At 52.5% G+C, this 21,466-nt stretch carries 11 protein-coding genes; all 11 read right to left on the bottom strand.

Features of this window, described 5'->3' with window-relative positions; genetic code table 11:
* Positions 1-167 precede the first annotated feature (167 nt).
* Complete coding sequence (locus BM254_RS12780; protein ID WP_092004222.1) at positions 168-368, bottom strand: addiction module protein; 201 nt, start codon at positions 366-368, stop codon at positions 168-170.
* Positions 369-477: 109 nt separating this feature from the next.
* Positions 478-1,836 carry an NADH:flavin oxidoreductase/NADH oxidase family protein gene (locus BM254_RS12785; RefSeq protein WP_092004226.1) on the bottom strand — a complete coding sequence of 453 codons (1,359 nt, stop codon included), beginning with the start codon at positions 1,834-1,836 and terminating at the stop codon, positions 478-480.
* A 102-nt stretch (positions 1,837-1,938) separates the two neighbouring features.
* The gene (locus BM254_RS12790; RefSeq protein ID WP_217647756.1) at positions 1,939-2,538 is read right to left on the bottom strand and encodes a hypothetical protein; all 600 of its coding nucleotides are present in this window, start codon (positions 2,536-2,538) and stop codon (positions 1,939-1,941) included.
* Between the two features lie 73 nt (positions 2,539-2,611).
* Positions 2,612-4,444, bottom strand: a complete 1,833-nt coding sequence (locus BM254_RS12795) for a DUF262 domain-containing protein (RefSeq protein WP_092004230.1) — start codon at positions 4,442-4,444, stop codon at positions 2,612-2,614.
* Between the two features lie 51 nt (positions 4,445-4,495).
* Positions 4,496-5,470, bottom strand: a complete 975-nt coding sequence (locus BM254_RS12800; protein WP_092004233.1) for a PIN domain-containing protein — start codon at positions 5,468-5,470, stop codon at positions 4,496-4,498.
* Positions 5,471-5,582: 112 nt separating this feature from the next.
* Entirely contained in the window at positions 5,583-7,973 is a 2,391-nt protein-coding gene (hsdR, locus tag BM254_RS12805; protein WP_092004236.1) for an EcoAI/FtnUII family type I restriction enzme subunit R, read from the bottom strand.
* A complete protein-coding gene (locus tag BM254_RS12810) occupies positions 7,970-9,235 on the bottom strand; it encodes a restriction endonuclease subunit S (RefSeq protein WP_092004240.1) in 1,266 nt (421 codons plus the stop codon). The genes hsdR and BM254_RS12810 overlap by 4 nt, the downstream gene beginning before the upstream one ends.
* A complete protein-coding gene (locus tag BM254_RS12815; protein WP_092004243.1) occupies positions 9,232-10,707 on the bottom strand; it encodes a class I SAM-dependent DNA methyltransferase in 1,476 nt (491 codons plus the stop codon). Before BM254_RS12815 ends, BM254_RS12810 begins: the two co-directional genes overlap by 4 nt.
* 14 nt (positions 10,708-10,721) lie before the next feature.
* Positions 10,722-16,979: a DEAD/DEAH box helicase gene (locus BM254_RS12820; RefSeq protein ID WP_092004247.1), complete on the bottom strand. Its 6,258-nt coding sequence runs from the start codon at positions 16,977-16,979 to the stop codon at positions 10,722-10,724.
* Between the two features lie 12 nt (positions 16,980-16,991).
* Entirely contained in the window at positions 16,992-20,309 is a 3,318-nt protein-coding gene (locus BM254_RS12825; protein WP_092004250.1) for an STY4851/ECs_5259 family protein, read from the bottom strand.
* A 209-nt stretch (positions 20,310-20,518) separates the two neighbouring features.
* Complete coding sequence (locus tag BM254_RS12830; RefSeq protein ID WP_092004253.1) at positions 20,519-21,454, bottom strand: metallophosphoesterase; 936 nt, start codon at positions 21,452-21,454, stop codon at positions 20,519-20,521.
* Between the last annotated feature and the right edge of the window lie 12 nt (positions 21,455-21,466).

The raw sequence follows: 21,466 nt of genomic DNA on the forward strand, positions 1-21,466 counted from the left end.
GGGCATTGCTTTGGTTTACATGTACGACGATGTGAACTGGGAGACTGTGTATTCGAGCTGCAAGAACCATCGTGGCGACTTTCGTGCCACAGGGATCAAAGATTGGGTTGCCTATGCCCGGTCGAACCAGGACGCAGGATCTTTTCGGAGTGTGAGGGTGTAAGCCATTACTTTGACAATATCCTAGCTTTGACATCGGCCCACGGAGCGCCTCGATCCTGATCTAACTCGAAGGCTTTCAATCGCCGGTCCAGTTCCAGCTTCTGGGCCTCTGTAAGTTCAATTTCGGAGCCTTCCGCAACCACGCTGTCCCACAGCGCTTCTGCAAGAATGATGCGCTCAGATACGGTAAGTGATTGTATTTCCATAACACATGCCTCCACCAAGACAAACTCTGACTAATTCTATCACAGCGCTCTCAAGAGGAAGCCCTTGGGCGAGTTGTTTCGAATCCATGGGCTAACCATGAAAAGTTTCTCAAAGTTTCGGGCGCAAGTATTCACCGCCAGCCTTGCGCCGCCGGCGGGCTTTTGTCACCCGCCGGGCCCGGGTGAGTTCATCCTTCAGGTAAGCACCGACGGCCTTGAGGATTCCCAGATCCGGATCAGCCTCCTCATTATCCGCGAGCCGGAAAATCTGCTGGTAATACCAGGCCTGGCCACCCAGCACATTAATCACCTTGAGCGGCATCAGCGGACTGGCCGGCGAGAACAAGCCGGACTGGGCGAGCTTGATGTGATCCTCGTGGCAAACCGTCTTGTCGATGCGCCCCTCGAGCAGATCCCTGGGCGTGTCCGGATCCGTGCAGAGCGGGCGGCCCAGGCCAATCACATCGGTCTCACCGTTGGCGACTACCTCTTCCATAAACGTCCGCGTGCGAAATCCGCCCGTGACCATCAGCGGGCAATCGCAGACTTCACGAATCTTCTGGGCATAATCCAGGAAATAGGCCTCCCGCTTGCGGGTGCTTTCCCGCACGGCCGGCCCCTCGCTCGCGGTTTCTGCATCACCGCTGTAACCAAGCAGACGGGGCTGTTCATAGGTGCCGCCGGACACCTCCAGCAGATCAATCCCCTCCTCGTTGAGCCAGCGGACCACCTTCACACTCTCGTCCAGGGTGAACCCGCCCTTGCGGAAATCGTCAGAATTCAGTTTGACCGCCACCGGAAACTCCGGCCCCACGGCCGCCCGAGTCGCCCGGACCACTTCCAGCAGGAACCGGGCGCGATTCTCCAGAGAACCGCCCCAGCGATCCGTCCGCTGATTGGTCACTGGCGAAAGAAACGACGACAACAGATAGCCGTGCGCCCCATGCACCTGAACACCGGTGAAGCCCGCATCCTTGGCAATCCGCGCAACGTTGGCAAAGCGCTGGATAAAATCGAGGATCTCCGGCTCCGTCAACGCACGCGGACGGGCATAGTTCCCCATCAAGGACAGCTGGACCGCAGAGGGCCCCATCGGCCGCGAAGTAACGTAGCGCGGCGACTGGCGACCGGCATGGGAGATCTGCATCCACAAATGGTTGCCGTTGCGGGTACCGGCTTTAGCCCACGCACGCAGTTGCGCCATACCCTCCGGCTCGCCCTCCGCCGGCGCCGGATCGATGGCCACGTTGCCCGGCCGCTCCAGTACCCGGTGGTCAATCATCACGTTGCCGGTGATCAGCAGTCCGGCACCGCCGTCGGACCAGCGGCGATAGAGCGTTTCGTGGCGGTGGGTGGCATGTAAATAGTCGTCTGACAGCCCTTCGGTCATCGCAGCCTTGGCGATTCGGTTGGGTAAGACGGCGCCGCAAGGGAGTTTCAGGGGTTGGGCCAGGGGGGATTGGAGCATGGGATCGTCCTGATTTTTTTTGGATTTGTCGGTTCCCGCATCATGGTCCGTGAATGGAGTTCAAACAATGGCCGTCGGGACCCCACTCCGGATAATTACCGATCAACCCAAATTCCTCGCGTTGTAATGAAATTCTGGCCTGAAGCCTGCCGCAAAAGTCTTCACTACTGATTGCGGCGTCAGAACATCCACCATTTCCGGGAGCCCTTCAATTGATGCCTCGCGGTAGCCCTCAAAGCTCCAGGCCAGTACTCGATCCTCGCAAACGGCATAGCCTTCTGAATCCACCTGAAACATCGCACCATGTGGAAGATCAGCCAGCTTGCCTATCCAAGTGACCTTCTGCCCGTTCTCGATGCGCTCCTGGTGCAGCACCTTGTCCATCTCGGGAGCACGGACTTTGGAAGTCCCCGACCAGTTATTCGCAGTACTCCAGGCATCGCGGAATTCGTTATAGCGAGCCCTCCGGCATTCCGCACAGGGACGATGGCCAGCCGCAAATGCAGTAACCTCATCCAGGAAAAATAGTTCTGTGTATCCGCCTGGAGACATCAGTTCCCTTTTTCGTCCTTTGAACTCCAATAGGCAGGTAATCCAGGCCAGATTTTTGAACTGACGCCGGATCTCTTTTTTGGAATTATGCAGTACGCCGCGATTACCCATTAATGTGCCACGAGCCTTGGAGGACTCAATAAGGCCCATTGGGTTTACCCTATTCTTTAATGGCATTTTCCCGTCCGCTCACATCCGAATATTCAATATCTGGGTTAAAAAATTACCGCCATATGATGGAGGCTATTTTGAACAACAATTTCTGGCGCGCTTCAAGTTCATCAGGGCCAAAATGATCAATAGGCTCTAACTCAAGGCCAAATCTTTCCTTTAGCTGCGTCATATCTAGTTTTGATTTATATGCGTCAGCCCGCAGGGTTTCATTCCAATAGAGTGTATTGGCGTAGGTCTTCAGTTTATCGGAGTAGGCTTCGTTATTGCTTGAAATATTGTCCTTTCCTTTCAGCAACAAGATACCCCCTAGCCTGTTCCTCTCCATGTCGAAACGTTCTTCATCGCCCTCGAACAGCGCCATGTTTTCTTCGTTGTGCGCCAGGATATGTTCAATATGAAAGCCAGTTTTCGCGCCGGTCTTCGAGACAAGATCGGAAATACTGTGTTTCATATTGAGATTAAGCTCCCTGGCGAGAAACTCATCGATCCTGGCAAAAAAGTACCTTTTAAAGCGGGTATTCAGGCCGATTCCCGTTTGCTTGAAGAACGCATACTTGAAAGGCTCTTCAACTTCCGTCAGGCGTCTCTTTGCCAATGTAGAGATCAATTCGTGATCAAAAGCTGGGCGAATCTCATCCAAACCCTTATCTCGAATGGTGGCTGAAATCCGGAAGAGCATTTCCTGAAAGGCATTGCTATCGTATGCACCTTGTATCTGCAACAGCGCAAACAACCGATCTAACTCAGCTGGAATCAGGCTAAGCTTCTCACTCTCAACGTCTTCCCATAGGCTACAAGACGACAAGATCAACATTAAGGCGCCGTCTAGGTCATTAACCCGGTTGTAAGTAAAGGCAGATGCCTCATCATTGGTATAGGCGTCGCGCGCTTTTCGATAGAGCTCTATGTAATATGAAAATTGGTCATCGAGGAACTGAATAACGCCAGCCTGGTTGTGTGCAATGGACAACTTATCGTCAAATTCGTTGCTGAAAATCAATCGATGATAATCGCCATCGAATCTCTGCCCTTCTGCCCTTGAATTGGCGTACTTGGCTTTCAAGTAAAACCTGAAAAACCGATCTGCCTCATCCTCATCAAAGGCATTAATCGCCCGAATATTTTCTTCCCAAAGACGGTTATAGTTTTTTGAGGCCATCACTGTTTTATCAATCTGCCCAAGGAGCTTGCCCTTGAGAATCTCATAGGGTTTCAGCCGGACGCCGCGATCATTGATTACCTCAAAAACCATCGGAACATCGGTCTGCTCCACTGTAAGGTTAATCAGAACAAGCCGACGCAGATAATAGAAGATGAAGGTTTCCAATTTATGCTTGGTTACCAAGTCCTTTTCCAACCATCGACTTATAGTCTGAAAGTTCCTCACCATGTTGACCGAAGTGATGCCTGTCGATGTATCAACATTGTCAAGCTCGTTGTCGTAAATTGCCTGCTGAGTCGAACGATGTGCCTCATGATTCATCCAGAAGCGGGTTTCAAAACCCGACTGCCCTGAAATTTTACTATCCAGCCATTTAGCGGCTTTAGAGTCATGCTCCTTGGCCAAGTGCAAAAGCTTGATGAGAATTAAAGACAAAGTGGTAAGGCGCTGCTGCCCATCCACAATAAACACTTTCCCATCGACTTTGTTGGTTACATACGTATTGAGATAATACCAAGAATATTTTGCGTCGATCACTTCTGCGCTCGGAGGCAAAGAGCTATTTTCTTCGTAATGCTCATTAAATTTATAGAAAATATCATCCAGTAATCGAAGCACCGGCTCGTCATTCCATCGATAGTCCCGCTGATAAAAATCGATGTGATAAAGCGTGTTCGAAAACACCGCATCTATATTCTGTTTATCCGGCGAAATGTCCATAACAACCTTATAAGACCTAAAACGTGAATATCATGATTTTTCTTGAGAGAACTACCGGCCTTGCGTGTTATTCCCGTGCAGTGCCATTGTTGGTTCGGAATCCCCAAGGCTACTTCTTTCAAGTTCCTTCATAGCGTTACCCAGATGTTCCTTGGCGAGGTTCTGCTGATTTTGCATTAGCGCAATCGCTGCCCCCAACTCCTCCATGACATGTGGACTGACCCCACGAATTCCGTCAAAGGCATATCTAAACTGACGAGTCAAATATTCTCGAGTACCCGGATGTAAGGCTGCAAAAGCACCACCAACCAACAACGCAACCTTCACCCATTCAGGAGCACGAGCCAGGCTCTCAATCAATGCACTACAAGCAGAGAAAAGACTGCGGATAGTTGCCACACCGATAAGAGTCATAACCAGTCCATTAACCTTGATTGTCAGCTCAATAGCCGTTGCCCTGGAATAGCCACGAAGCGAAGCAATAGTTTCGATTGAAATCTTATTACCGCCCATCATTGCAATGTGTTTGTCTTTGCTAAAAACACCTGCAGCAGAAATAGTTTTTTCCAGTGCGACAAAATCAGCATCGTCAGGATCAACCCCATTTGAATGAGCATTGATGCTCTCTTGACCGGGGTCTACCACCTCTAGACTAGCTCTGTAACTTTCCCACTCAGCAAATAATCTCTCCGGGTCTAAACCTTTCTCCTCTGCGATTAAAGGTATCTGCTCACGAACCTCCTCCAACAGACGAGGGGGCACATATACAACTGCTGTTCCTGCATCAACAATCTCCATGAGATCCGTTCTGGCATCAGGATTCCGTCGTTTAACTACTAACCATAGGAGATCGGTGATCACAACATTTGTATCTAAAACTATCGAAAATGTGGCAGCACCCTTAAGCATCCCGTTGAAACCATTCCAGGAATCAATAAGACTTCTTAAATCTTTGAGTATATCTGACCTGACTTCGAACAACTGGGCCAAATTCTTGGTGCCTGATTCCAATATTGCGGATTTCACTAGGACTCCTTGAACTGGTTTCCCATTCATATCTCTAGTTTCATGCGAACGAGGTCTTCCCGCTCACCTAAAATTCTCTGAATACCAAATATCCTTCGCACCGTTCCGGAACTCAGTACAGTTCCTTCTGAAACCCAACGAATACCTCGCGAATACTCCCCACTGGCCCAAGCTCTCTCACCGCATCCCGCACAGTGTGATATTTCAGTTCAATCAGCTGTGGCAGCTTTTCCGGATCCAGTTCAGTAACACCACGTGCAACATAATGGCCCAATACAAATTCCAGGAATTCATGCTGACGATAGTTGCTAAGGTGGCTGTATATCTCCTCAGCGTGGGCAGCTACACGTTCTGAGCGCGAAATAGGTGGTTGATTGAAAGCGATGAATGCCAGCACGTCATAGATATCGCTGTTCTCTGCCTCAATCATCTTCCCGATTTCTTTCAGCTGCTCCAGTCCATAGCCCTTTTCTTCCAAGCTCTCCAGCAACTTCTTCCGCGTGTCCGGCTTACTCCAGATATCCCGCAGCTTTTCCTCATCGGCGAACCATTCCGGCAAGTCACCGTAAAGTCGATGAATGAACTCGGCCGCAGACATTGGCTTTCCGTCGGGGCTCCAGAAACTGGTGGCGGTCATGTGCTGGATGGTTCTCTCTTTGCCATCCGCCAGTTTGACCTTCACTTTCTTTTTCTTCTGACATACGCAAGGGCGCTGGCCACATTCCGGGCAGGGCTCCGGGGGCTTCTTTTCGCAGATGCAGGGCCGCTGTTCGCAGACCGGGCAAGGCTTGGGTGGCTCGACAGCGCATTTGCACGGGGTTTCACCGCATTGCTCGCAAGGCTCTGGCGGTATCGGGTCGCCGTCCCATTCCGGATCGTTAAAATGCTCGTGCGCCCGAACGAAGTCGTAAATGGTGAAGTAATCCTTGCCGTCGAACAGCCGCGTGCCCCGGCCGATGATCTGTTTGAATTCAATCATCGAGTTCACCGGACGCATCAAGACAATGTTGCGCACGTTACGCGCGTCCACACCCGTGGATAGCTTCTGTGAGGTGGTCAAAATGGTGGGAATGGTCTTCTCGTTATCCTGGAACTGTTTCAGGAAGCGCTCGCCCTCTGCTCCGTCATCGGCGGTAACCCGCTCGCAGTAGTGCGGGTCCTTGCTGGCTTTCATCTGGTTGACCAGGTCCCGCACTGCCAGTGCGTGCTCTTGAGTAGCACAGAACACAATGGTCTTTTCGCGTTGATCGATCTGATCCATGAAAACACGGACCCTGTACTTCTCCCGCGCCTCAATCTCGATCACCCGGTTAAAGTCGGTTTCCGTGTATCGTTTACCTTCCTCGATCTCGCCCTCCACCACATCGTCATCACTGGTGTAGACATAATCGTCCACCGTGGTGGCTATCTGCCTAACCTTGAAGGGTGTCAGGTAGCCGTCGTTGATGCCTTCCTTCAGGGAATAGACATACACCGGGTCGCCAAAGTAGGCGTAGGTATCGGCGTTGTGGTCCCGCTTAGGGGTTGCGGTGAGGCCAAGCTGAACGGCGGGGCTGAAATACTCCAGAATGCCGCGCCAATTGCTTTCGTCATTGGCACCGCCCCGGTGGCACTCGTCAATGACGATGAAATCAAAAAAGTCAGGCGGGTAATCGCCAAAATTCGGTGCGGGGTCCCCATTTTTGTCCCGACCGGTCATAAAGGTCTGGAAAATGGTAAAGAAGATGCTGCCATTCTTCGGCACCCGGCCCCTCTTTCGAATGGTTTCCGGATCAATGCGTACCAGCGCATCCTGCGGGAAAGCCGAGAAATCATTAAAAGCCTGATTGGCGAGGATATTCCGGTCTGCCAGAAAAAGAATGCGTGGTCGACGGCCGGGCTCTCCGGACGCCTGAGCTGACCGGCTCCAGCGGGCATGGAACAACTTCCAAGTGATCTGGAACGCGATGGCGGTTTTGCCCGTTCCGGTAGCCAACGTCAGCAAAACACGGTCACGCCCGTCCGCGATGGCTTCCAGAGCCTGAGTGATGGCATTGTGCTGGTAATACCGCGGTTCCCAGAAACCGCCTTTGTCTTCAAAAGGCACGGCACCGAAGCGCTCACGCCATACATTCTGTTCGGCGAAGGTCTCCACCCAAAGCTCCTCTGGCGTGGGGTAGCTTTCTACCGGGCCTTCCTCACCCGTCGCCAGATCCACCCTATAGATGCCATCACCGTTGGTGCTGTAGGCAAAACGCGCCTGTAAACGCTCAGCATAGCGTTTGGCCTGGGCCAGCCCTTCGGTTGCTGACAGAGAGCGTTTCTTGGCTTCTATCACCGCCAGTTTCTGGCCCTTGTAGATCAGCACATAGTCAGCAATGTCCGACTGCCCACGCCGGCCGCCACCCTGAAGCCGCCCCGGCGCGATGACCTCACGGCGTATGCGGCTAGCACCGATCACACCCCACCCTGCAACTTTCAGGGCGGGATCGATTAGTTCGGCGCGGGTTTCGGCTTCGTTCATGCTACGGCCCCATCCAACTCTTTCTCGCTATTCTCTGCTGCAAGTTCACCTGAGAAGGCTTTCTGAAGGAATGACTGTTTTAGTTCTAGCAGTGCCAACTTTTTCTGCTCATAAACTGATCGCAGACGCAGTGTTTCTTCACCTAACTCACCGACTCTCTCTACAATTTCTTTTTGTTCTTCGAGGCTAGGCAACCAGACCGGTAGGTCTTTAATGATCCCCATATTCAGGCCCGCCATTATCGAACCCTTTGCCCTTGACTCAAGAAATCGCCTAGCAACGGGATGATAAAGAAAGTAAGCATGAAGGAATTCAGGTAGACAGAGGCCTCTATCGAGAGAAATGCAGCACAAATGTTTGGTGTTGATTGCAGCGGGTATATCCTCGGGCACTATGGCACATCTTCCACAAGTTCCCATAATCGTTATGAGAACATCTCCCGGTCGAACCGTATATCGCTTGAGCTGTTGGTACTTTTCTTCAGATATATATCGTTTTTTTCCCCACATGAACTTGTTGTTGACGGCGTTGTCAATTCCTAAGACAGCGACACCACTTTCTACAAACTCACCATGCCGAAGCTGACTCCCGAAAGGTCCTGTCCGGATTGCTCCCTTTTCTGGTAGCGCCAACTCAAATACGTGTTTTCTTTGCCAGCCTCGCTTCTCAGGATCACCAAAAATCACTTCACTTGTACATATCTCAAACAACTCCCGAGCATTGGCGAGGTTCTTTTCGGTGTTGACGATCGCCGCGTCGATGCCTGCGAAGGATTCATCGAGGATGGCGACGATGCGTTTTTGTTCGGCGAGTGGGGGAACTGGGATCCGAAGTTTCTTTAGCTTCCCCGCAGCCAATTCTTTAAATGTGGTCCCAGTTCCAAGATCATTCAACGTATCGACATTCTTAAATAGAAAGTAATACAAGAACTTGTAGTTGAGCCTATCTCCAGTCACGAGTGCACGGCAACCTTGATTGAACGCCATTGGCACCGTGTTGATGACCAAATGGCCAATCGGTGCCCTAGTAGATAAGATCACGGACTTTTCGGGCACGAGAGAAGCGGAGCAGTTGTCTAAACCTTGACTTGACAGAGTTCGTCGACTCTCGCCCAAATACGGTGTCTCGCGATTGCCCATTTCTGCGGGTGTAATCCACAAATTTTCACCGTCCCAAAATTCAGGCACTTTTGTCTTGGGAGTACCACCGTTAACAACTTGTGCGACATCTTCTATGAACTTCCATTCCCATCGGTCACTCATAACATCCCCCGGATCCCTTCCAGGATTTCCTCGCTTTCCTTGTCCAGCGTCTCGATCTCGTTGATGATCACTTCTGGATCGCGCAGCGGCTCTTCCTCAGCCTTGTTCGGGTTTTTCACCGACAGGTCAACGGTCTCCGGATCCACCTCGTTGATGCTGACGGTCCAGGAATTTTCGGAGTCTTCAAAACGTTCCTGCCGCGTGACAAAGTCTTTCAGGTCGTCGTCATTCAGCGGGTTAGTCTTGCCCAGGCTACGACCGGGTTCGAGCTGGTAGTACCAAATGTTCTGAGTGGGGGCACCTTTCTCGAAGAACAGCACCACTGTTTTGACCCCGGCACCGAGAAAGGTGCCGCCGGGGCAATCCAATATTGTGTGGAGATTGCAGCTTTCCAGCAGTTCCTTGCGCAAGGCTCTGGAGGCATTGTCCGAGTTCGACAGGAAGGTATTCTTAATCACCACGGCCGCACGGCCGCCAGCCTTCAGATACTTGATGAAATGCTGCAGGAACAGAAACGCCGTTTCCCCGGTCTTGATGGGAAAGTTCTGCTGGATTTCCTTCCGCTCTTTGCCTCCAAACGGCGGGTTGGCAAGAATGATGTCGAAACGGTCCTTCTCCTGAATATCGCTCAGGTTTTCAGTCAGGCTATTGGTGTGAACGATGTTAGGTGTTTCGATGCCGTGCAGGATCATGTTCATGATCCCGATCACATAGGGCAGGCTCTTCTTTTCCTTGGCGTAGAATGTGCGGGTCTGGAGGGTCTCCAAATCTTCCGTTGAAAGCCGACGATCATCGCCCTCGCCGTCCGGGCCATAGCGCAGGTAATCGTGGGCCTCGCACAGGAAGCCCGCGGAGCCGGCAGCCGCATCGTAGATACGCTCGCCGATTCGGGGGTTGATCACTTTAATCATGGCGCGGATTAACGGGCGTGGGGTGTAATACTCGCCACCGTTACGACCGGCGTTGCCCATGTTGCGAATCTTCACCTCGTATAGATGGGAAAGCTCGTGCTTTTCCGCCTGTGAGCCAAAACTGAGGGTGTCGATCAACTCCAGCGCATCCCGCAGGCTGTAACCGCTGGCGAACTTGTTGCGAATCTCGCCGAAGATCTCACCAATCTTGTATTCGATGGTATCCGTGCCTGAGGCACGCTCCTTGAAGCCATGCAGGTACGGAAACAGCTCGAAGTTGACGTACTGGATGAGGTCATCGCCCGTAAGCGCGTTGTCGTGATCGAAGCTACCATCGGCTTTCTTGGGCGCGGCCCATTTCGACCAGCGATGGTCTTCATCAATAATGAACTGATAGGACTGGCCTCTCAGTTCGGCCTCCTGCGAACGTTCGAACTCCAGGTCGTCCAGATACTTGAGGAACAGCATCCAAGAGGTTTGCTCGGTGTAATCCAGCTCCGTAGCACAGCCCGCCTCTTTCCAGAGGACGTCATCAATATTTCTGAAGGTTTGTTCGAACATTTAGATTCCGGTAATTAGTGACTGTCTTCGTAAATAGCAATATCCGTTGGCCAGCCACCGATATTAACGAGGCGGCCGTCCGTTTCGAGTTCCAGCATTCTATGCACCTGACCTTCAAAACCCAGCTCAAAATCGAACCATTTGAGATCGCGGCGGAAGGACTTCATGTCCCAGTAACCCATTCCCTGGTCGAACGCGAGCTTGATGGTGCGCCCGGATGCCAGCCCAACACTCAGAACTCGACGATGAGTGAGATCGCGCCTGTCGTTATGCACTCGGAAGTCCACCTGCCCAACTTTCAGTGTGGCGCGAAGGAAAGTTCCTGAAACCACCTGATGAGTCTGGGCATCTTTCCAGTCGTGCTTGGCAAACCGACTTTCTAACCGACCGTCGCCAGGCATCGTGATGACAGAAACAGAGGTTTCCGCAGAGGGCTTTAGTGCTTTGAGAACACTGGCTAGCAACACCACGGCCCAAGGCGATTTAAGGTAACGGTCCTCATAGGTCAGTGAGACGACATTGTCCTTCTCAATGGCTTCCGCATAGCTCGGCGCGTGATGCTCCAGCAACATCCAGAACTTCCCGGGCAGATCCTTCACGGAGCCGTTCAAATCCGTCGTCAATTCTACCACTGCAGCGCCCGTCGGCTGTGCTGACCAGCCTGTCATATCCAATGCTTCACTGCTGAAGACGGGCTCCTGTTGGGTATATACCCAGAGGGATTGATCGTCTCCGCTCAGCCAAGCTTCACCTGGGCTCTGGGAGGTCGTGCTGTTGGTAATCAGCGTCACAGGCTCACCACTCTCGATTTCAAACTGCAGTGGCATCCTGATGTCCGGGTTGGGATGGTCGTCGCTGGTTTCAGCAACGTCAATCCCAAACCGCCCGAGAATGGAGAGCTCCTGCTTCACTTCTTCCGTTAAATCAGTGCCTTTCGGTAGAATCAATCGAACTCTGAGGCCATCGATTGCTCGCCAGCTCATCAGTTTACGCCGGAACTCCGGATTACCGAGATCCCATGCCTCAGGCTCACCTTTCAGTCTCAGCGCAACCGCCTGAGCGCCTTTATTGATCCAATGCCGGACGAAGCGCTCAGGATCGTACGGCCAGTAGGCTGCGCCCGGAACAGATGCGAATGGCTCAGGCAGGCTCAGGTGATCTCTGATGCCGCTGTGAGCCACCCATTCCAGTGCAGCCTTACGGTTGAGCTCATCGAACTCTACCCGGCTGTCTTTGCTGGCAAGGCAGGCGGAACAGACGTTGTCACAGTTGGCCGGGCACTCCAGTTTTTTAAGGGTCTTTTCAATCAGTTCTGCCAGATTCTCTAATCCGGTCAGAACAAAGCCCGCGCCACCGGCGACGTCGTCGTATACCTGGATGACATAACGGGTTGCTCCTGTGTCGAGATCTTTGTCTTGCCGGACCCCGAAGCCCATCTCTGTGGTCGCGATGCCGAGTTGGTCGGCAATGGTATCCCTCAACGCGACCGCCAGGGTTGTGGCAATGACCCGGCCGTCTTCTGAGGCCGGTATCCATTCACCGGTAATCGGGCTTTTGAGAATCAGCTCCAGCACATCTGTCTGGGCCTGATAACCAAGGTAAATCCCGGACTTTACCTGTTCACCAGAACAATCCTTCTCTTTGTGGCTACCCGCATTTCCGCCAATGGGCCGGTGGAACTTGTCAGGCTGGAGATCACTCGGTATTTCGTGATTGGCGGACATAGAATCCGCTCGCCCACAGCTCAGGCAGACGGCGTACCCCGTCCCGTGTTCACCGCCCGAGTGATGGAAGACATGCCCTTTGTCACCGAACCGGATGAAACCGCAGCGTTCGTCAGGCAGCGAAATCACATTCTCATCTACACTGATCCGAGGTTTCTCAACGGGGATGAACTTCTGAGAAGTGACATCGTTGCTCGTTGAATCGTAGAAATCCGTGGTAAAGCCAGCCGGCCTGAGCACCTGCTTGACGTATTTCGGGTTAATCATGTTGTGGCATTGTGTGCATGACAGCTCATCGCTGTTCACGTAGGCGTACTCTCGGTAGCCATGCGCACCGCAATTCTGGCAACTCCAGGCGAGATCGAACTTCTGTGTTCCTCCCTGAGCGCTGTCGTAATAGGAATACAGCGTCACCCCGGCAGAGCGGTACACGCGGCCATCAATAACGACCTGGGCACCGGGTGCGTATTCCCGGATGGCAATTGGCAGGCCCCGTGATGGTTTTTCCTTGTAGGTAAAGATGTTGTCTTCGCGAGACTTCTCCTGCTTACGGGTGCTCTTATCAATGAAGTCTTCGACGTTGTAGGTATTGAGGTTCACGACGTCTGTGGGGAAGCCGTAACCAGGCAGGAAGGCGCGAGCCGCCAGGTCCCGCAGCAGGTATTCTTCTTCGTGGCGTTTTTTCTCAAGTTCCAATGCTTTTTTGTATGCATCATCCGACGCATCGCGATGCCGTTCGTTCAAGCGGCGATATTCTTCCCGCCAAGACGATGACAATTGCTGGATCGCTTCTTTACAGTCAGCCGCCAACACGGCAAAGGATGTGGCAGATAGCGCTGTGTTTTCTCGCGTGATTCGGCCAACCCCTTTTACCACCTCGTTTTCAGAGGATCCGGATGCCAGTGTATCCAGCCAATCGACAAACCGTTCGCACACCGACGGGTTGCCGCCGAAGAACCAATGAACGTTCAATCGGGTGCGATCATCATCACTGTCCGTTTCGGACTTGAGGAAGTTCGCCAGCAAGAATGAGTTTACGTGGCGTTGCACTAGCGGCGCCGCACTGAGGGTAATCACCGGTGCGGGAATGGCCGTTACCCAGGGCCATTGGGGGTTCTGGAAGGCCCGGGTGTTGTGGGGATCTGGTTTACACAGCGTGTAGGCGACGGCTCTCGGCTCGCTACGCCGGCCAGCCCGACCCGCTCGCTGGAGATAATTGGCTGGGTGGGGTGGTACGTTATTCATGACCACCGCCGAAATACCGCCAATATCGACGCCCATTTCCATGGTGGTGGAACAATTGAGAACGTTGATTTTGCCTTTTTTGAAGTCGTCCTCGTATTTCTGCAGGCGCTCTGCAGCTTGCTGTGCAGAGTGTTCGGCGGTGCGATAGTAAAAGCCGCCCTCAGCCGTGCGATCTGAAATGTCCGTCCAGAGGTTTTGCTCGCGAAGTGACGCAATAACGTCATTTGCCGCAACGCGGTTTCGGATAGCCCGGAGCACACCTTCCGTCTCCCCTTCCGGGGCAAGCGAGGTGAATTCAGGCATCTCAATTCTTGTGCATCGATACTTCTCTACTTCGGCCTTGTTGGGCAGGTAGGGAGTCAGCCCACGGAATGTAGTGTCGATGAGCCGGTTTGTGACCGGGCATACCCAAGCCGACTTGGGCAGAGAAAAGGTCAGCGTTTCGCGGGAAAGCGCATAGCCCCCACCCTGAGTTTGCAGAATCTGTGATTTTACCAATGCTTGCCAGGCGGCCTTGAGCCAACCGTTCAGCTTGTTTCGGTGCGATTCCAGCTCGGTGTTCAATCCTGTTCCGAGAGAAAGCACCTTGACCAAGCGCGACTGCGAACCCTTTTGAAGCTGAGGCCACGCCTTGTCTCTGGTACCGCTGACATCGCTGCCCGGAGCGTATAGCTCTTTCGGCGCAAACCGTGCCCCCATCCAGGAACGCTCCGTCTCACCGAAGCGCAGAAAGGTGTTTTCCCGCACGTAAAAGTCCAAGGCGACTTTCAGAAAATCTCTCCAATCTTCCAGGGTTAACCGGGCTTCGCCTTTGCCATTCGCCGACGGAGCCTGAGTTTCCGTCCAGAAGTCTGGCGTGTTGGTGACCTGCTCCAGGCCTTTGTAGCCAACAGACACGAGACCCAGCGTTTCCGTACTGTTCTGGTTTTTGGGCCGGCGGGCGTATTCTCGTAAGAGGAGCACCCGTGCCATTGAATAACTGCCCTCATTGCCTTTGAACAGTTGGGGATTGGCATAGCGGTTGTAATCCAGGATGGAGTATTTGAGGTCGTTCGTGGCGGCCAGATCCTCGACCAGTTCCGACCAAGTTACTTCCAGCTTGTTCTCTAACGCAGCGCCACTCCGAAGTTTTTCCGCAGCCGATCTGACCTCAGCCGCCTTCCCTGAATAGCCCAGTTTTTCAAGCTGCTCAACCAGCGCCATCTGCTCTTCATAACTACCAGTCGGTGCATCTTTGGGTTCCAAATCAGACTGTGCCTGTTTATTCCTCAGTATCTGGAAAACCAATCCCCGCAAACGTGAACGTTCCGCCTCCTGCTGCATACGCACCGCCATGCGGGCGGTGCCTTGGCGGCTATCGGTAAAGGTGATCAGTTTACGGCCACGGCCTGGCAGGGATTCGGGAGAGGCACCCTCACAATCTTCACGAGATGGATCAGGACAAAACTCCAAAACCGTTGGCACGGCGTTGCTGACGTAAAAGGGCGACCCGAGATACGACTTGCGCAGAAAGCCGCCTGGCGTTTTGCCGGCGCTACCACAGTTCACGCAGATCGATTCATGTTCGTCCGCCTGTGAAATCGTGATGCTGTTTTCGGCGTCCAGCTTCCCAAGCTCTGCCGTGTCCAGATCCAGATCTTCAGAAACGAAGGCTTCGTGGGGCTTGGGCGCAATGACGGTACGCCCTTTCAATGAGCTCCCGGCGCTGTCCGAAAGCCCGCTGTCATCCGAGTCATCTTCCTGCAGTGAGAACTCATCACCGACATAGGGGCTGGCCTGACGCAGATACGGATGAGCATGCTCAGCCGTCAGGTGAGGTGTCTTGCAGTCGTCACAAAAGCCGACTTCGTATATTGGCGAACCACAGTCACATTTCCCACGCTGCTGAACATAAACCTGGCCGAATGGCCAGTCTTTGAGATCCTCGGATTTTGCGGAGCAGCCGGGGTTTACGCAGCTCCAGAGTCCATGAAGCATGCGTTGAAACAAGTGGGCCCGTAATTTGAGGAAAGGTTCCTGTTTATCCGACGGCTTGGTATCGGTCAGCAGATCCAACCATTCCAACAGCTCCTGCTGTTGCTCAACAGCGTCCTTACTTACCAACAGAGGCCCCACAGAGCCGACGAGATCGTTGAGGCTGACCGGCTTTGGTGAGTTGACTATCGTATTTCGGATCAGCTGTGCCGTCCTGGACTCACAGAGGGCATCGAATCTCTTGGATGAGGTTGTGCTTCCCGTCTCAATCGACTTCAACTGTGCCAGCGACATGCCACTGTCGTCACCGTCAAACCGGATTTCAGGAACCTGACGCTGACCACCGATTACTACAACCTGGCTCGTAGGAACACCCGCCAGACCTGCAAGGTATTCCCTCAATCGTTCTTCAGCCTTCTCATCGGCGATGGTCGCAGATGTGGCGACAAACCGGATATCTGACGCTTCGCGACCGAAGGCTTCGACTACCCGGCGAAGCAGCAGAGAAAGCTCAGCTGCTTGAGATCCAATATAAGTATGCGCCTCGTCAAGGACGATCCAGCGAAGAGATTGGGCTTCCCTCGACTTCTGAATGATTGGGTCATCGACCTGACGCACCAGCATGTATTCAAGCATGGTCGCGTTGGTCATCAAAATAGGCGACGGATGCTCCCTCAGCTCCTCCCTTGATAGAATTTGATTTGGAGTATCGGCCTGCTCTTTCCGAACAGAGGTTCTCGATTCTTTCGTGTTGCCGTTGTATAGGCAGAACCGGATGTTCTTATCGAACGGCCGGGTCCAGGCATCGAGACGTTCCCGCTGGGAATTGATCAATGCGTTCAGAGGGTAGAGAAACAGCGCTCGCACGCCTTGCAGTGGTCTCTTTGTCTGCTGATATTCACTGACCAGATCCTGCAAGATCGGGATCATGAAGCACTCGGTTTTGCCTGACCCCGTGCCGGTGGTGATTACAGCAGACTTGGGCTTTTCAGCAAGCAAAGTTCGCCATGCCGTCAGCTGGTGCGTGTAGGGCTTTATATTCGGGTCGAACCGATAATTTTCGTTGGGAGCATCAGCCAATGCAGAGATGACCTCGCTGCTGAGCAAATCTCCCTCCAGGGCCTTAAAGGTAATATTCCCAGGCTCCCATCCAAACGTGTGCTCGAACACTGGTGGAGCCAGAAAACAGCCCTCTTCACCAAGCTGATTGCTCATTTGCTTTGCAAGGTGAGCTCGCAGCCCGGAATCCCCCAAGCCCAAGATGCTGAGCGTGGACTCTCGGGTACGCTCTAGTGATTGGTTAATGAGATCCTTGAAATAACCACTCATTTCGATTCCTTATTATTCTGTTTCGAGCAAAAGGTTTGAGAGCACAAGCGAATAGCTGGGCTCATACCAGGCGTCACGATCAAAATCCGAGAGAACCCGGACAGCGAACCTCAGTTCCGGAAGCGATTCTGTGAGGTCCGTGAACTTGGCTTTTCCTGCGGTCACTGCCGCCATGAATACCGGTAAAAATGTCACAGCTCTTGAAAAGCCGACATCCGGGAGCGATTTAATTTCAGCTGGCAAATCCTGTTGATGAACCCAGTTTGTGAGCTCTACGCCGAACCATTCCGGCCATCTTTGATCGTCAGCATGATTCCGGCGCAAATCTTCAAAACAAATTTTGGCGAAGACGAAAGGCGCTTGTTCCAAATTCACAGGTTTCGGATCTCGCAGGTAGTCAGCGAGATGCATAAAACAAGGGATTGTGCTCGAGACACTGTTGATCCGATCTTCAACAAGCTTTTCTGAGAAATCTTCGGGTATGCCCCGATCTACAAGAAAATCATGCTGAGCCGACCGTACCTTGATCCAAGTCTGGACATTCACCGTCTCCCAGATCACCGCCAGCTCATTGCTCAGGCGCCGGCAGAATGCGGGATCAAACTCAAGCCGAAAAACAGCTGCTGCCATAGCTGAAGTGTTGTTCGCCAGAGCCTTCCAGCTTTCAAATGCCGATAACGGCAACGCACTGTATTCCTCTTTGAGGGCCCGAAGATAATCCCAACCACTGTGTGAAAAATCCTCTGCCATCGCAGAGATGGCTTCCTCAAAAACATGAGGGTTGTGCGTGGGGTGAAATTTTTTAGCAGCCGAGTGCAACGTACTCGCCTGGGCCTCGGTTGTATCCATTGAATCTTCCGTAACCCACACCGTCGGCCGAAACTTGACGCTGGATTCAGCCGGGGGGAAGAGCAACCAGGGGCCGTTTTTCATCATTTTCGGGGGAATTTCAAATACCCCCATGCCCACCCCCTGGGATGATCTCTCTGGAACTTCCACCGGAGCCGCACGGGGATCATCGAGCCGCATACCAGAGACCCGTGCGGAATCTCCACTCTCACTCAGGGTGTCAGCGACCACTTCGAGCCGCCCCAACGTATTGGGACCTTCAAGCCTGGCGTTATAGCGGACAATATTCACCTGCTTGAGAATACGATCTGTCTCGACGCTAATACGAACAAATGCATCCTGGTTGGAGGTGGTCCCCAGCATTTGCTGAATATCTTCCTGGAACGCATAGAGACTAATTCTCTGGGCCTGGCTGTTCACCGTGAAAGGATAATGACGGCGAAAATTGGGAAGGTGCTGGCAGATGAGTTCCAGAGAAACAAAGAATTGTTCTTTAGTATCCGGCTTTGGCGTCAGCGTCATCGACATTTCGATGAGCTGATCCAGGGATATCAAGCCGCCCTTAACCTCTTTGCCTTCGTCATCGAAAAGCTGAACTCCAGTTTTTGGGTAAGGCAACCTCAGAACCACCGGCTCGCCCGGATGGATGCCGTCCACCAATGCGACTCGGACCTTTTCAGGCACCTGGCGCCCTGACCTCGGTTCCATAGTTATCACGTAACCGTCTGGGGTCTCCTGCTCGTCCGCTCTGATGCTTTCATCCATCAGCCGAACGGAGAGCCTTCTGGAACTTCTGAGGATGATCCTTGCGTGGCTGTTTGAGGAAGCCGGAACGGACATGACCCTCAAATCCCTCGGTATTACGCCAATCTTCCTGCGAAGTAAGGTTTCGCCTGACCCGCCAAGGGCGCTCAACTGGAAACTACCTACTTCATTTTGTTGATAGTCGAACTCAAGGGGGATTCCGTTTGCGAGCAGTCGACATCCTGATCCCCCTTCAAATCCGAAAGATTTGACGCTTGGCCAGCCTCGATAAACCAGGTTCGGAAGAGTATCGTAGAGCGCCACGGTGCCAGCGAGAGTGGGCTTTGAGATCGTCGCGTTTGGATCGAAACGGAGCATTACTTTTGAGCCCTGGCCACTTAACGTAATGTCGTTCGAAATATCGATCCACTTACCAGCCGACTGGTCCTCCCCTAATTCGCCGTACTCAACTCCATCCTCAAGATCCAGTGGCGGCGGGATCCTCACCACAGCGTGAGAGGCCGGAATGGTCACCGATGCGGTTGAGATAAGCTTCAGTTGGTCACCGTCTTCAACAAAAACCATCGGCAAAGAGTCATAATCAAGCTCGCTTCCCTCAAAATAGGAGGCGTGAATACGATGGCCATTCGAAAGGAACTGAACCGTAAGCGGGAGTTCAGGTTTTGAACGAACCACGGGTATCGCCCGCGAGTTGATCTTTACGGTGATTTGAGAGCGATCGTCGTTGACTTTACCGTGGGCGATTCCAGAGCGCTTCAGAAGGCTGTCACCCTCGTAAAACGCAATTTCAAGTCTGGTGCTCTGAATGCTATGACCTTCCAGCTCAATTGTTATTTCTGCGGGCAGGAAAACTTCTGTTTCGATTGACCAGTTCTCGTGGCTGCCTTTCAACCAGTGTTCACAGGTAAAGTTTTTCTCATCCGCCTCGAGACGTTTTTTCTCAGAACGACTTTTCCCTGCGTCCTTGAGCCATTCGTTGATCAGATTGCGCGCATTGCTTTCACTGACGGGCAGAGGCGACTGCTTTCGCCAGTCCGGCGCTTTCTCGTCAAGGTAATCTGCCGGGTTATCAACCGTTGATATAGGATAGGTTTCAGCCAATCCCATTAACCACTCGACAACCGAGGCAATCAGCAAGTATTTCTCGTGGGTTCTGAATGTCTGCGGAAAGTAGTGCTCGTAGTTTGCGATGACTGAGACGACGTCACCACCCAGCAACTTCACCCGATAATAGTTAGCAATCGCGCCCCTGACTGCACGACCAAATCCATGGGTCTCACTTTTAATAAGACGCCAAGGCAACCCGCCCTCATCAAACAGGGACCCAAGGTAATCATTGCCGTTAGCCCGAACCCGAAGCGGCCGCTTCCAGAAACCGAGACCTTTATGAACCACTTCGCTGTGGAGCCTGCTAGGCAGTTCAACGGATAACGGTTTTTCGAATCCCTGCCATGACCAACTGAGATTGGTGCCGTCATACTCACGGCGATATCTTTCAGCCACATACAAACAGAAGGCTGCGGCCCAGTATTGAGAGAAAGAGGGGCTCTCAACGTCTGCAATTGATCGCTTGAGAATTAACGGTAATTCGGAGAGCTCTTCATCAGTCACGTGGTACTGATAGAGGGGGGAACCATCGGGACCAGAAATCATTCCACGAACGAAAAGAAACTCTTTGATCCAGGCCTTCGATTGACTTCTGCTTGACACGTCCATGCAAAGCGTCCTTCTTGTCTACCTAGCTCTTATGGCTATATTTTTATTATTGGAAAATCTAACCCCTTTGGAGTCATAAGGAAATTAGGAAATACATCAGTTTTCCAAAATTTACTGAGGGTTACGTGAAGTAATTTCCAGAACTGGTTTGTCGCATTGTTATGCCTTCAGGCGACAGTTAATGTCGCAGATAAATTTAACCGCCAGATCTACCTCGCCCCGGTCGTAACCCACTCAAATCGATCAGCCACTAGCGAACTCTCATTGTTAAAACGGTAAGCACATAACTTTCCACCCTTTTCGCCAGCAACGCTGTAGTCCAGACATGCAATGTGCTCACTCAGAGGCGCAGGCGTTCCGGACATCCAGTAGTGCCCAACAAACACCGGTTTCTCGCCGTCGTAGCCGGGCAGGACATCCGCCTCGACCGGCGTATGGGGAATCTTTGCTATCTCAGAGGCCGGAACCATGGCCAGATCACGGTAGGTCAAACTCTTTTGTTGCCACCATCGAGTACGAATGTCGTACCTCGGGTTGCCCTCTTTATCATGGAAAAAATGCCCACAAGGCAACCTAATTTCCAAACCTTTGAGCAGTGTTTCTATAGATTCATACGCTTGCGTGCCTTTACGGCTAGCTTGATCCCAGGCCTCCGGTAGAAGCCGGTTATGCGAATCTGTGTACTTGTTAATGTCCTCTATGTGGTCTGGGTGCCAACAGGCATGCACCACACGGAACTCAGGGAAGTCCAGATAAACAGGTAACGTTTTGAACCACTTAATCATCTCCTGATGAAGCTCGCTGCCCTCACCTATCTGTTCCAGAAAATCTTTATGCTGATTCAGGTTCTTTTCAGTGTGGGGACGCAGAAACTCGCCGGGATTCTCCGGGTCTTCAGTGGCCCAGGCCACTGCATTGAATTCATGGTTACCCATGACAGCCAGGGCATTACCGCTCTCGACCATGTTTCGAGCAATGCGAACGGTCTCCACCTGCTCCTGGCCGCGATCTACAAAGTCACCCAGGAAAATGACTTTGCGCTCCGGGTGCTGCCAGGTGCCATCAATTTCCTGATAGCCCATCTTTGCCAGTAGAGCTTTCAATTCACTCGCGTAACCGTGGATATCACCGATCAGATCGTACATCGCATCCCCTCC

The organism is Marinobacter pelagius (assembly GCF_900114925.1).
Classification (GTDB): Bacteria; Pseudomonadota; Gammaproteobacteria; order Pseudomonadales; family Oleiphilaceae; genus Marinobacter; species Marinobacter pelagius.

Bases quoted from the DNA above. Each gene is read 5' to 3' on its own strand.
- BM254_RS12795 (WP_092004230.1), bottom strand. From the start codon at position 4,444: ATGGACATTTCGCCGGATAAACAGAATATAGATGCGGTGTTTTCGAAC.
- BM254_RS12790 (WP_217647756.1), bottom strand. From the start codon at position 2,538: ATGGGCCTTATTGAGTCCTCCAAGGCTCGTGGCACATTAATGGGTAAT.
- BM254_RS12820 (WP_092004247.1), bottom strand. From the start codon at position 16,979: ATGAGTGGTTATTTCAAGGATCTCATTAACCAATCACTAGAGCGTACC.
- BM254_RS12810 (WP_092004240.1), bottom strand. From the start codon at position 9,235: ATGAGTGACCGATGGGAATGGAAGTTCATAGAAGATGTCGCACAAGTT.
- BM254_RS12825 (WP_092004250.1), bottom strand. From the start codon at position 20,309: ATGGACGTGTCAAGCAGAAGTCAATCGAAGGCCTGGATCAAAGAGTTT.
- BM254_RS12785 (WP_092004226.1), bottom strand. From the start codon at position 1,836: ATGCTCCAATCCCCCCTGGCCCAACCCCTGAAACTCCCTTGCGGCGCC.
- BM254_RS12815 (WP_092004243.1), bottom strand. From the start codon at position 10,707: ATGTTCGAACAAACCTTCAGAAATATTGATGACGTCCTCTGGAAAGAG.
- hsdR (WP_092004236.1), bottom strand. From the start codon at position 7,973: ATGAACGAAGCCGAAACCCGCGCCGAACTAATCGATCCCGCCCTGAAA.
- BM254_RS12780 (WP_092004222.1), bottom strand. From the start codon at position 368: ATGGAAATACAATCACTTACCGTATCTGAGCGCATCATTCTTGCAGAA.
- BM254_RS12830 (WP_092004253.1), bottom strand. From the start codon at position 21,454: ATGTACGATCTGATCGGTGATATCCACGGTTACGCGAGTGAATTGAAA.